Below are 11366 nucleotides of genomic sequence, written 5' to 3'. Positions count from 1 at the left end.
CAAGATCATCGAGTCGATCAACGAGACGTTCAAAGGCCAGCTCGACCTCGAACGACACCGAGGCCGCACACCCGGCGGCGTCATCGCCCGCGTCTTGCAGCGCATACTCGCGCTGACGGTCGCGATCTGGCACAACGACGCCACCGGACAGGACGTCCTACGATCACTGACCGCCTACGATCACTGACCCCTTGGAATAGATCATCTAGGCGAGCGGGACGCGGGCCGACTCGTGAACGCCCGTCCCTGGCCTCTGCTGGCCGCGCGTATGCAGATGGGCAGAGGGCGGCCAGCCCCCGGCCGGGCACCTGGCCCGCTTGACTCCATGACCTCGCCGTTCCTCTCGGTGCAGCGCGGGAGCTTGCCGTGGTCGTTCATTCACGAGTGCGTGCGCTCGACCACCCAGCGCATGACTCAGGCGTCTGAGGCGACCGAGCGTTTCAGTCCCCCCTTGCCGCAGTCGACCGGGGAGCGCCCTGCCTTGTCGCCGCCGGACGGGGCCTTGGTGATACAGCCGTCCACCGAGATCTCGCCCCGTCCGAGGCCGATCATCCGGTCGTACGCCTCATGGATCGAGCCCTGAATTCCGGATTTGTAGCCACGCGCGGGAGCGTCGACGTCACCGACGTCCGCGGCGAGACTCCGGGATGACGCCATGAGCAAGCTGCTCGGCGGCGGCCGACCGCCACCGTGAGACCCTGCCCGCAGCTGCCTGACCTTCAATTCGGCTCGACCCAGCCGTGGCGGATGGCGTAGCCGCCGAGCTGTATCCGGGTCCGGACTCCGGCTATGTCCATGAGGTGGCGAAGGCGTCGGTGCAGCGTGCGCTGTGACAGACCCAGCTGTGTCGCGGCCGTCTGGTCGGTCAGGCCCGCCATCAGCAGGGCGAGGATTCTCCGGTCGACGTCGGTCGGGCTTTCCGCGCCGAGCTCGACGGTGGTTTCGGCGTCTCCACCGGTGCCCGACAGCGTGAGCGGGTGGGCGGTGCGCCATACCGTCTCGAACAGCGCATCCAGCGCATCCAGCAGGCCGCTGCGGTGCAGCAGCACCGCGCCGGGCTCTCCGGCTGGGGTGACCGCGAGCGGGACCAGGCCGAGGTCGGCGTCGGCCAGGACGAGTTTCATCGGCAGCTGGTCGGCGACACGCAGTTGCACGCCGTTGCGCAGGGAAGCGATCGCGTCGGCGATGATGCCCGGCTCCTCCAGCACGGCTCGGTCCAGCACCGCCCGGTAGTGCACGCCGCGGACGATGGCCACGGGTTCAGCCGTGTTCTCGTAGGGCGGTACGGCGATGAACGGTGCGGTGATGAAGGTGCGGACCTGCGTCCGGGCCGCCTGCTGCACCTGCAGGAAGCGATGACGGATGGCGTCGACGCCGGTGACGACCTCGATCAAATCGTTGATGCTGCGCCCGGTCATCGCCGCCCGGTGTTCCTCGGCGAAGGTCACCAGTGCCTGCTCGGCCATGCGCAGCCCGTCCCGGCGCTGGGTGATGAGAGCGCCGAGCGCCATGGCCGGCGGCGCGGCGGTGAACTACTCGTCCGCCGACCCGATCACCAGTCCCCACCCGACCAGGCGGGACAGGGCTTCGTCGACGTCGGCCTGCGGTACGGCGACCAGGTCCGACAGCAGCATCGCGGTGGCGTTCGGCCTGCCGAGCAGCGCCCGGTAGACGCGCTCCTCATCGGGCTCGAGGCCCAGAACATCCAGCATCGGCGACCGGCTCCCTTCCGCCTGCTGCAGCGGGGAGAGTATGCGCCATGGCGGCAGACCCTCAATAGTCCCTGCTGGCAGCAGGTGTGATGGGGTGGGCCCCGGGGAGTCGCCTCCCCGGGGCCCGGCAGTACGACTCATCGCAGGCCGTACGCCTGGATGATCTCCTGCTTGATGTTGTAGCCGCTGTCCGTCTTGGCGCTCGTGCGCACCGAGATGTACCCGCCGGCCTTGCTGTGCGCGCTCTTGAACCAGCCCGTCCAATAACCGTCGGCGCCCCTGCTCAGAGCCGCCTTCTGCCAGGTGACGCCGTCGTCGTAGGAGACGTCGAGCGTCACCTCGGTGACTTTCCCGGGGACGGTGCCGCCGTCGGAGGGTACCGGCTTCAGCCGGATCTGCTGGGGAGTACCCGCCTTGACGTCACCGCGCAGGTCGGTCTCGAGGCTGTAGTTCATCTCCAGTACCGAGAACGGCTTGAAGAAGTCCGCGTCGACGGTGTCCGACATGAAGGTCCACTCGGTGTGGGTGCGGGTCGAGAGCCGGAAGACCTCGCCGGGCCGCTCCGCGTCGAGGACGGCGCGGTAGGGCAGGTTGCCCGCCGGGACCTCCTTCCACTGCATGTCGTGGCTCATCGGATTGTCGTGGATCAGCGTGTCGCCCTGGAAGACCTGCAGATGGGTCGGCGTCATGCCCCACGGCAGGAAGCCGGCCATCTGCGACGTGTCGCTGGAGGAGCTCCACGCTTGGGTGTTGAAGGTCATGTAGTTCTGCCAGCGCGAGTTGAACACGAGGAACGCCTGGGCGGACGCCGGCCGGATCGCCGGGGCGAACCAGTTCAGGCGGTTGGTGCTGCCCTTGTCGTAGGTGTTGTAGCCCGACGACATGGCCCACGGCATGTCGCCGTCGAGGTTCTGCGCGTGGCCTTCCACCCAGATCTGGCCGGGCGTCACCCATTCGGTGCGGGTGCCCGGGTGCCATTCCGGCTCGGGGAACCCGAGTGCCGGGCTGAAGTCGGCGTCGGATCGGTAGCCCTGGGCCGCGCCGTCCGTGGTCGCGTAGTAGTGGGCGTCGATCCGGGCGAGGTCACTCCGGCTGGGCTTGTAGACCAGTGCCCGGTCCGGCACCTGGCCGGGGTACCTGCGGGTCAGGTCGTAGACATACGGCGTGTGCTCGGTCTGCTTTACGGTCAGCTTGTCGCCGAGCTTGGCCATCGCGATCAATGCCTTGCCCGCGTCGCGGTGCACGGTGGCGACCGGGACGGTCGACTCGCCGACGTACTCCTCCAGGCCGCCGACGCCGTCGTTGACCACGATCAGCGCCTTCGCGCCGGCTGCGGCCGCGTTCGCGGCTCGCTCCTCCGGCGAGACCGCGTCGCCGCGCTCGACGACGACGACCTTGCCCTTGGCGTCGACCTTCTGGTAGCCGGCTGCCGCGCCCTCGCCGGCGTAGACCGCCCGCAGCATGTCCGAGGCGGTGCCCGCCGGGCTGCCCGGCTGGACCACGGTCTCGAAGCTGACGAGGCCGCCCGGCGCGCTCAGGCTGAGCAGCGGCTCACCCTTGCGCCAGCGGGTGACCATCATGAACTCGCCCTGGGTCATCTTCTGCGTCGGCATGACGTAGATGTCGTCGACGGCCGGGCCCGGCGAGAACGCGCCGCGAACGTCGTACCACGGGTCGAGGCCGTTGTAGTGGACGTTGAAGTCGACCTTGCGCTGGCGGTCCTCGGTACGCTGCGGCGCCTCGGTCTGCAGCAGGCGCGCCTTGCTGGCGTCCAGGACCACGTCGGCGGAGCCGGTGCTCGTGTTCAGCACGGTTTCCGGGTCGACCAGCACGGCCAGACCGGAGCGGTCGGGCTTCTCGCCGGGGACGTCCATCTCCGCGATGACCGTGTACAGGCCTGCCGGCATGCGCATGGTGGTCGAGCCTTCGACGTTGAGCGACCACGGGAACTGGTCGCCGGCCAGGTTGACCACGACGCGGCCGGAGCCGGGCTTGCCGTCCCGGCCGACCAGCTTGATGTTCAGGTCGTAGCGCTCCTCCTCCTTCAGCAGCGCTACGGAAGTGCGGGTCACCGGCTGCCCGGTGGCCGCGTTGGTGGCTATCACGTAGCCGACCGGCCGGGCCCCGGCGGCGGCGGCCTGCGGGTCGCCGGTGACCGGGATCGTGGCGGTGCCGCCCGCCGGAACGGTCACCGAGGTGGCGCCCAGCGTGAACGGGCCATCGGCGTTGGTCAGCGCCAGGTTCAGCGTGGCGTGGGCGGAACCGGTGTTGGTGAAGGTCAGGTCCTTCGTGACGGCGACGTCGCCCGGCTCGTGCGGCCAGGTGTAGTTGCCGAAGAAGAGCGATCCGGTGCCCCGGACCGTGGTACGCACGGCGGCGGCCACGTCGAGACGGCCGGTGCCGACCTCGTACGGCGAGTACCTGTTGGCCAGGCTCTTCGCGGTGCTCATCAGGTGTTCCTTGAGCATCGGGCCTGTCCAGTCCGGGTGCTGCTGGGCCAGGATCGCCGCCGCGCCGACCACATGCGGGGTGGCCATCGAGGTGCCGCTGATGGTGCGGTACAGGCCCTCACCGCCGTCGGTCATCTCCTGCGAGCGGGCCGCGGTGATGTCCACGCCGGGTGCCGCGATGTCCGGCTTCATGCCGCCGGAGTAGGCGAGCGGGCCGGTGCTGGAGAAGGACGCGAGCTGGTCCTGCTTGTCCGTGGCGGCCACGGTCAGCGCCGAGGCGGCCGCACCCGGGGCGGAGATGGTCTCCGGGCCGGAGTTGCCGGCGGCTATGACGAACAGCGTGCCGTACTGGGCGGACAGCGCGTCGACCGTCTGCGACATCGGGTCGCTGCCGTCCGTCGGGTAGGAATCCCCGAGGCTCATGTTGACGACGTCCGCACCGGACTCTGCGGCCCACTGCATGCCAGCCATGACCCAGGAGTCCTGGCCGTAGCCCTCTTTGCCGCCGAGCACCTTGCCGACGAACAGGTCTGCGCCGGGGGCGACGCCCTTGTTGTCACCGTCGGAGGCAGCGCCCGAGCCGACGATCGTGCCGGCGACATGCGTGCCGTGTCCGTTGACGTCGGTGACGGCCTCATCCGGTACGAAGCTGGCCGTACCGTCGATCAGGCCGTCGAAGTCGGGGTGGTTGACATCGATGCCGGTGTCGAGGGCCGCGACCTTGACACCCTTGCCGGTGTACCCGGCCGCCCAGGCCTCGGGGGCGCCGATCAGCGGCACGCTCTCCTTCAGATTGACCTTCACGCGGCCGTCGAGCCACAGCTTCGCCACACCCGCGCCCAACGTCGGGCTGCCCTGGGGCGCGACGGCGGTCCAGAAGGTGCGGGCCTGTCGCTTCTCGGCCTTGAGCGCGGCACCTCGAATTCCCTTGAGCTCACGGGTCAGCTTGCTGCCCCGGGGGGCCGTCGGCTCGACGGCCGCGCGGGACTTCGGCTGTGCGTAGGTCGCGATCAGCGGCACGGCGGCCGACTTCGTGTCGTCGTAGCCCATCTCGATCAGGTCGGTGACGTTGAACAGCCGCCGGTCCAGCTTGTCCGCGGCCAGCAGCCCGGCCGCTTCGTCTGGGATGACGTAGATGTCACCCCTGATCTCCTGGAGCTTCACGCCGCCGACTGCGCTGTCCGGCCGGTCGACGTCGGCGATCTGCTTGCCGTCGGCCATCGTGGTGACCGTGACGACGTCGCCTGTGACCAGGGTGACCTTATGGGTCGCCGAAGGATTGGCGGGAACGGTGGGCTTGCGCGGGCACCGGCAGCACGGCGAGACCCGCTGCCAGCAGCGACCCCGCGGCGGCAGCCGAGATCAGCTGGCAGCGCCTGCGCCGGAAGGCGAAAGACTTAGAGGGGGAGAACATGCCATGGGTCTATCGGCCCGGTAACGCCAACGAGAAGACCTGCCGACGACAAGTCTTCGCCATGGCAAGGACTCGCCAGCCACCAACCGGATGAATCCGTACTTGGTCGCACTTTCCGCACGTGGGCATTCCAGCTCCGGCAGTGTTGGAACAGCCCGAGTACGCGAGAGGGGCCCGCGGCGAGCGCCGGGGGCCCCTTCACAGGAGGGGGTCAGGGGTTGATGACGGGGAGGCCGGGTGACTGGAGGCCGGGGACGGACCAGCGTTGCGCGGGGGTGGGGTTGCAGTCCCACAGTTGCGAGCGGGCTCCGGTGAAGGCGTCGCCCCCGGGGATGTCGAGGCAGCGGCGCGAGGCCGGGTTGTAGATGGTGCCGTCGGCACGAGGCAGCCACTGCGGGTTGCCGCCGCCGTTGCAGTACCACATGCGGACCGATGTGCCGTTGGCGGTCGCCGCGCCCGAGGCGTCCAGGCAGCGGCCGCCGGCGGTGATGGTGCCGTTCGCGTTCACCGTGAACATCTGCGCGGCGGTCTTGTTGCACGGCCAGAGCTGGACGCCCGCGGCTGCGTCCCCGCCAGGCACGTCGAGGCACTGGTCCCTGGAGGAGTACTGGATCTCCCGGGTGACGGCCGGGGCGACGGCGGTGCCGGCGTAGACGGCCAGGTTGCTTGCTGACCCGGCCCGTGAGCAGGCCGACCGTGTCGCCGTCGGTCCTGCCCTGGTACTTGTACCGGCCGATGGCCACCCCGCCGGTGACGGTCGGGGTCGCGGAGGCGTTGTGGTGCCCCGTGCTGGCGAGTCGCCCGTTGACGTACAGGTTCATCTGCCCGGTGCCCGCGTTGTAGCTCGCGGTCAGCTGGGTCCAGTCGCCGGGCTGGAAGGTGTTGGCCGCGCTGTCGCTGCCCGTGTAGTCGTAGGGCCACTGGTCGTTGTTGGCGTTGGCGTTGGCGATGGCGAACCGCCAGCCGCTCGTCTCGCCGTACAGGATCCAGGAGCTGGCCCGGTCGTTGTCCTGGCTGACGACGACGTTGCCGCTCTTCTCCACCTTCGCCCAGGTGCTGACCGTGAAGCTGTTGTGCGGGTCGTCGGTGGGTGCGGTGGTGGTGATGGTCGACGCGCCCTTGAAGTCGGCGACCTTGGTCTCGGGGTGGCCGTCGACCGTTTCCTCGACGTACGCGACGCCGGTGGCCGTGCCGTTCTGGGCTGCCGGGTTGGCGAGCGGGTCCCCGGCGAGCGGCCAGTGCGCGGTCGGCGCCTGGGTGCTGCCGCGGTAGTGGTCCGTGCCGAACTTCGAGACGGCCGTGCCGGTGGTGACGCCGGGGGCGACGTGGATGTTCCCGTCGTCGGAGACGGTCCAGAGGTCCGGGATGCCGTCGTTGGTCAGGTCGCCGTCGGCACCGATGGCGCGGGTGGCGGTGAAGCCGGTCCCGATGGCGGTCGCCGGGCTGGCGGTGACGGGGGTGACGGTCGTGAACGTGTCCGAGCCGGCCGTCCCTTCGGCCGTGGTGAGCTTGGCAGGCCGGGGTCGCTCGCGCCGCGGTGGCTGACCCAGGACCCGCAGAGGTTCTTCCCCTTCCCCGTCCAAGGCTGCTCGTCCTTCACCGAGGGCGCCGAATGCCGGCTGCTCCCGGGCGCGATCACACCCTTCGGACTCGGCATGTACGTCGGTGGCAATGGAGTGGTGAAGGTACACGTCACCGCGACCAGCACCACGTTCGAGGTCATCTCCGAGAGCTACATGGAGGACGCCGGGTCCACGATCTCGTTCACCGCCTCGGAGAAGAATGGCCAGTTGGTCATGACCCAGCACGGCGAATCTGTGGGTTCCAACCTGCTGATCGTGATAGCGGTGCAGATCTTCAACGTGGCCGATAGCACCTGGTCGAAGATGGGCGGCCGGATCCGGGACATGACGGAGCCGGGCTGGTACGAGCGGGCGCGCTGGCCCGGACTGGCCAAGATCGGCCCCTAGTTGTGCTCGTTAGGTCCAGGGCCTGGTAGAGGGTCAGGCCCTGGCAGGGGCTTTGGGCAGGTCCGCTGTTCCGTGAGGAAGAGGTGGCGCGGCGGTGCCAGCCGGTGAGACGACGACCGAAGGGCTACGACGACAATGTCGTCCAGCAACTGACCTTTGCGCCGGACGCACCCATGTTCGGCGAAACCCCGGCGAAACCGCGACGGGGCGGGCCCGACTGATCGCGGCCGGGGTCCGGGTCCGGCTCGGCGTGGGTGTCTGCTGTGGCCGGGCCGGATGCCTCCATGCCGTCCTGCTCCTCACATGGCAGGGAGAAGGAAGCCGGGACCCACAAGTGGTGGTGCCCAGTCGCCGGGCGACCTCAGCGATCGCATGACCGTCCGCGCTCTCCAGGACGATCCGCGACCGTAAGGCCAACGACAGGGCAAACGTTGCCTGATCCGGCACTAGGTCCAGCAGGGTGTGGGCGACCCGTCGATCTCTGCGCCGACCAGTAGTTCGAATCCGGTTCCGGCTCCGAAGTCGGGTGCAGGGGCATATGTGTCTCCGGTCGGGAAACTCACCGTCAGTGTCATCGCGTTGCCGTCGCCGCCTTTGCTGAAGCAGAGGCCTTCGACGTCCACGGGGGCGCGCTGTGGCGAGGTGTTCTCCTCCAGTTTCCAACCGTCGGCCGCCGCGGCCTTGGTGTAGTAGTCGAGGATCTCGGTCTTCGATTCGGTGGACGAATACAGTCGCTCGGCCGAGAGCCAGGCGTCGCCGCTGCTGTCGTCGTCGCACGCGGTCTCCACCTGGGTGTGGCCCGCCGGGGGCGAGGCCTGCGATGGCTTCGCGTCTAGGATCGTGAGGGACGACATCTCCTTCAGCCGCGGCTCCGAGCCCTCGCATGACGCCGCATAGGGGTCGATCAGGGAGCAGCCGGCCAGGCCGCCGGCGAGCACGGTGACGAGTGAGGCCGACAGCAGCAAGGCGGTCGAACGGCCGGGCCGGGCAGGCAGGTGCACGATGCTCCAGTGGTGTCGCTTGGGTGTGTGCGGCGGGATGGGTGCGCGGCCCGCCCGGGGGCGGGGGCCGCGCTCATCCGGCCCTGCGCCCACAGGAAGCGTGGTCGTAGAGGTAGTTTCCTACGCGGGTACAGGTATGACCACAGCATGTTGCGGGGTAAGACGCGGTTCGGTACGTCCTGACCCGGTGGCGGAGGTCAGTGTTGACCGGGCGGTGGAGCGGGGAGGCGGTCAACTTCCGGCGGCCCGTGATGCGCGTGCGCGGCCGTCATCGGTCGGTGACGGCCCCGCGTGTGCCGGGCGGCGGTTAGCCGCCGTGGGTGTCCTTTGACAAGGAAGTTAGTCCAGCGCGGCCTCCTGACCTGGAGCGACTAAGTTGGATGTCAAACGGCGCGTCTTACCCAGCTCGCCCATGGGTTTGTGCTGGCGTGTTCTGAGGGACTGCGCAACGTCGAGAGGGTCCGTGACACCCTGGGGCAATGCTTTTGGGTGATCATGCAAACAGTGTCGAGCTCTGCCCGCTGCGGTACCAGTTCTCCGAGGTCCGCGGCGACTCCTACGATGACAACTGGCTGGTCGTCGGCGGCACTGCAACGACTCCGGAGGGCATCTGGTCGTTCACCGATCCTTGTCTGCTGACCGATGAGGCCCGTGAGGTGTCCGCTTGGCTGCGCGCGGTGGCTGCGGGGACGGTTGAGGTGACCGGGCCAGATGCCGACGGCTACCTGTCCCCGGACACGTGGTTCGTCGAGCCGGTCCTGGCCTTCAGCCTCGTCGGTCGAAGTGACGACGGTGCAGTGATTCGCGTGCACCTGTCCATGGAGGCGGCACCCCCATGTTGATCCTGCGCCCTCTCGCCCGCAGCTCGGCATGGACGCGCGGGGCACCAAAGGCACCCAGATGTTCGGCGTGGACGGCGCGGATCTCGCTCACGGTCCGAGCCTCCTCGGCCTGGCGCTCAGTGCGGACCTGCTCGGTGGCCAGGTGCCGGTAGTAGCCAGCGCGGGACGCCCCGAGCACCCGGCAGATCCGCTTGACGCCGAAGTCGGCGCGGTTGTCGGAGATGAAGGCCCAGCGGCGGGCGCTCACTTCACCTCCCGAGCGAAACAGGCGGCTGCCCGGCGCAGGATCTCACGCTCCAGCCGCCACTCCTGCTCGGCCTTGAGCAGCCGGGCGTTCTCCGCTCGCAGCCGGGCCAGCTCCTCGGCCGCGCTCCCGCTGCCGTCGCGGCCCTCGGGCACGGACTGGGCCTCGGCCTTGCGCACCCACGTCCGCAGCGACTCCGCGGTGATGCCGAGATCCGCGGCCACCGCCGCGTACGTCCGCCTCCCGGCCACGGCGCGGTAGAGCGCGACCGCGTCCTTCCTGAACTCCTCCGGATACGGAGACTTGCGTCCCACCTGGACATCCCTCCCTGGACCATCAAGATCCATTGTCAGGCTGTCCACTCCAAAGGATCAGCCTCAGAGCCCGGTTGGCTGAAGCTGCGGACGCGCATGACGACGGAGGGGATCATCGGAGCGGTCACCGGAACCGTTCACGCGCCGAAGAGTCTCCTGCTCGGCCGCCTCGACCCTGCGGGCCGGCTCCGGCTGATCGCCCGTTCCACGCCGCTGTCCCGGCTCTCGGCGGCCGAACTGAGCGCCGCGCTGCGCCCCTCCGGGCAGGAGCACCCCTGGTAGGTCGGCGCTTCTCCGCCGGGTGGGGCGCCTCCGAGCCGCTGGTCTTCCAGCCCGTCGTACCCGACCTCGTTGCCGAGATCGACGTCGATACCGCTGTGGACCTGGATACGTACCGGCACTCGCCGCGGTCTTCGGCGCGACCATCGCCGGCCTGGAGGGCTGAGACGCGACAGTCCCGCCGTTTATCGAGCGGGACCATTGCATGTCCTGAGCGGCGCACACGCGTTTCTCCATTTCCCCGATGAACTCAGGGCATCGGGAACGCTAATTCCATGGCGCTTCGGAATGCATCGGATTCGATCCGGCCATTCTGAACGGTTTGGCGTGAAGGTGCTGACACGAAACTTCGGGCTCTGCCACGGTGATCGACGGCTCGGCCGACCGCAGCGTGCGGCACGTCCGGGTGGCACAGCCATGTCCCGTCCACCATGCCCGTATTGGAGTGCCTGATGAAGATCATGAAGAAGAAGCTGACCGGAGTCATCGCCGCGCTGACCGGTTCCCTGCTCCTCACTCTGGGTTCGCCCGGCATCGCCCACGCCGCCGCTCCGGACGCCAGCTACTACAACAGACTCGTGACCCTGAACACGGGCATGTGCGCCGCCGTCGGCGGCAACTCGACCTCGGTCGGCGCCGGCTTCATCCAGTTCCCCTGCGACGGCAAGTACAACAAGCAATTCCACTCCCAGTGGGCCGGCACGAACGCGTACTTCCTGCGCGTCCGCTCCACCAACCTGTGCATGACCCCGGAGAGCACCGCCGAGCACGCCGTGATCCGCCAGCAATACTGCGCGAACAGCGACCTCCAGGTGTGGGTCACCGAGTACATGGGCAACGACAACTACCGCCTCCGCAACCGCGCCACGGGCTTCTGTATGGGCCCCGGCTGGGGCATGACCTGGAGCGGTCAGCCGCTCGAGCAGGCCACGTGCGGCACGTTCGCGGGCCAGGACTGGCGTTTCGTCATGACGGGCTGACCTCCCGGTCCCGCCTGCCGCTCACAGCGGTGCTTTCCTGCGGGCCCGCCTCACCGCGCGGTGAGGCGGGCCCTGGGTCCTCGGGTGAGCCCGGCGACTTCGCCGGGTCTTCGACGTGGTACCAGTCCTGGATGATCGCCCAATGCCACGAAGTTAAGAG

Annotated in this window: 9 protein-coding genes and 4 pseudogenes; 5 read left to right on the top strand and 8 right to left on the bottom strand. The window is 68.9% G+C overall.

Going from position 1 to position 11366, the window contains the following annotated elements; all coding sequences use genetic code 11:
- A pseudogene (locus J7I97_RS37500) lies at window positions 1-187 on the top strand (IS982 family transposase); the annotation flags it as partial.
- Window positions 188-417: 230 nt separating this feature from the next.
- On the opposite strand, the pseudogene J7I97_RS37495 reads toward J7I97_RS37500, so the two are convergent.
- The 6 genes and pseudogenes from J7I97_RS37495 to J7I97_RS40580 form a co-directional block, all read right to left on the bottom strand.
- Window positions 418-619: pseudogene (locus tag J7I97_RS37495) on the bottom strand (IS5/IS1182 family transposase); the annotation flags it as partial.
- A 100-nt stretch (window positions 620-719) separates the two neighbouring features.
- Window positions 720-1511: a transcriptional regulator TrmB gene (locus tag J7I97_RS37490; protein WP_251059536.1), complete on the bottom strand. Its 792-nt coding sequence runs from the start codon at window positions 1509-1511 to the stop codon at window positions 720-722.
- Window positions 1512-1532: 21 nt separating this feature from the next.
- A complete protein-coding gene (locus tag J7I97_RS39380; protein WP_251051295.1) occupies window positions 1533-1712 on the bottom strand; it encodes a helix-turn-helix domain-containing protein in 180 nt (59 codons plus the stop codon).
- A 137-nt stretch (window positions 1713-1849) separates the two neighbouring features.
- Entirely contained in the window at window positions 1850-5383 is a 3534-nt protein-coding gene (locus tag J7I97_RS37485; protein WP_251059535.1) for a S8 family serine peptidase, read from the bottom strand.
- Between the two features lie 404 nt (window positions 5384-5787).
- Window positions 5788-6189: an RICIN domain-containing protein gene (locus tag J7I97_RS37480; protein WP_308378386.1), complete on the bottom strand. Its 402-nt coding sequence runs from the start codon at window positions 6187-6189 to the stop codon at window positions 5788-5790.
- Window positions 6190-6349: 160 nt separating this feature from the next.
- Window positions 6350-7267: pseudogene (locus J7I97_RS40580) on the bottom strand (LamG-like jellyroll fold domain-containing protein); the annotation flags it as partial.
- Between J7I97_RS40580 and J7I97_RS37470 the strand changes: the two are divergent.
- Window positions 7256-7546 (top strand): hypothetical protein, encoded by a 291-nt coding sequence (locus J7I97_RS37470; RefSeq protein ID WP_214944650.1) that lies wholly within the window; start codon window positions 7256-7258, stop codon window positions 7544-7546. The pseudogene J7I97_RS40580 and the gene J7I97_RS37470 sit on opposite strands and share 12 nt — an antisense overlap.
- A gap of 446 nt (window positions 7547-7992) precedes the next feature.
- Here the strand turns inward: J7I97_RS37470 and J7I97_RS37465 are convergent, their stop codons facing one another.
- Window positions 7993-8547 carry a hypothetical protein gene (locus tag J7I97_RS37465; protein WP_214944648.1) on the bottom strand — a complete coding sequence of 185 codons (555 nt, stop codon included), beginning with the start codon at window positions 8545-8547 and terminating at the stop codon, window positions 7993-7995.
- A gap of 479 nt (window positions 8548-9026) precedes the next feature.
- Here J7I97_RS37465 and J7I97_RS37460 point away from each other — a divergent pair, with 479 nt between their 5' ends.
- Window positions 9027-9389, top strand: a complete 363-nt coding sequence (locus J7I97_RS37460; protein ID WP_251051306.1) for a hypothetical protein — start codon at window positions 9027-9029, stop codon at window positions 9387-9389.
- Here J7I97_RS37460 and J7I97_RS39370 read toward each other — a convergent pair.
- Window positions 9385-9947, bottom strand: a pseudogene (locus tag J7I97_RS39370) (transposase); the annotation flags it as partial. The gene J7I97_RS37460 and the pseudogene J7I97_RS39370 sit on opposite strands and share 5 nt — an antisense overlap.
- 96 nt (window positions 9948-10043) lie before the next feature.
- On the opposite strand from J7I97_RS39370, the gene J7I97_RS37450 reads away from it, so the two are divergent.
- Both J7I97_RS37450 and J7I97_RS37445 read left to right on the top strand, forming a co-directional pair.
- Entirely contained in the window at window positions 10044-10229 is a 186-nt protein-coding gene (locus J7I97_RS37450) for a hypothetical protein (RefSeq protein WP_214944645.1), read from the top strand.
- A 449-nt stretch (window positions 10230-10678) separates the two neighbouring features.
- Window positions 10679-11206, top strand: a complete 528-nt coding sequence (locus J7I97_RS37445; protein ID WP_214944642.1) for an RICIN domain-containing protein — start codon at window positions 10679-10681, stop codon at window positions 11204-11206.
- Window positions 11207-11366 lie beyond the last annotated feature (160 nt).

Source organism: Streptomyces sp. ISL-87 (assembly GCF_018614095.1).
GTDB lineage: Bacteria > Actinomycetota > Actinomycetes > Streptomycetales > Streptomycetaceae > Streptomyces.
This window is presented reverse-complemented; position numbering and strand designations above follow the sequence as displayed.

Bases quoted from the DNA above. Each gene is read 5' to 3' on its own strand.
- J7I97_RS37450 (WP_214944645.1), top strand. From the start codon at position 10,044: ATGACGACGGAGGGGATCATCGGAGCGGTCACCGGAACCGTTCACGCG.
- J7I97_RS39380 (WP_251051295.1), bottom strand. From the start codon at position 1,712: ATGCTGGATGTTCTGGGCCTCGAGCCCGATGAGGAGCGCGTCTACCGG.
- J7I97_RS37445 (WP_214944642.1), top strand. From the start codon at position 10,679: ATGAAGATCATGAAGAAGAAGCTGACCGGAGTCATCGCCGCGCTGACC.
- J7I97_RS37485 (WP_251059535.1), bottom strand. From the start codon at position 5,383: ATGGCCGACGGCAAGCAGATCGCCGACGTCGACCGGCCGGACAGCGCA.
- J7I97_RS37460 (WP_251051306.1), top strand. From the start codon at position 9,027: ATGCTTTTGGGTGATCATGCAAACAGTGTCGAGCTCTGCCCGCTGCGG.
- J7I97_RS37490 (WP_251059536.1), bottom strand. From the start codon at position 1,511: ATGGCGCTCGGCGCTCTCATCACCCAGCGCCGGGACGGGCTGCGCATG.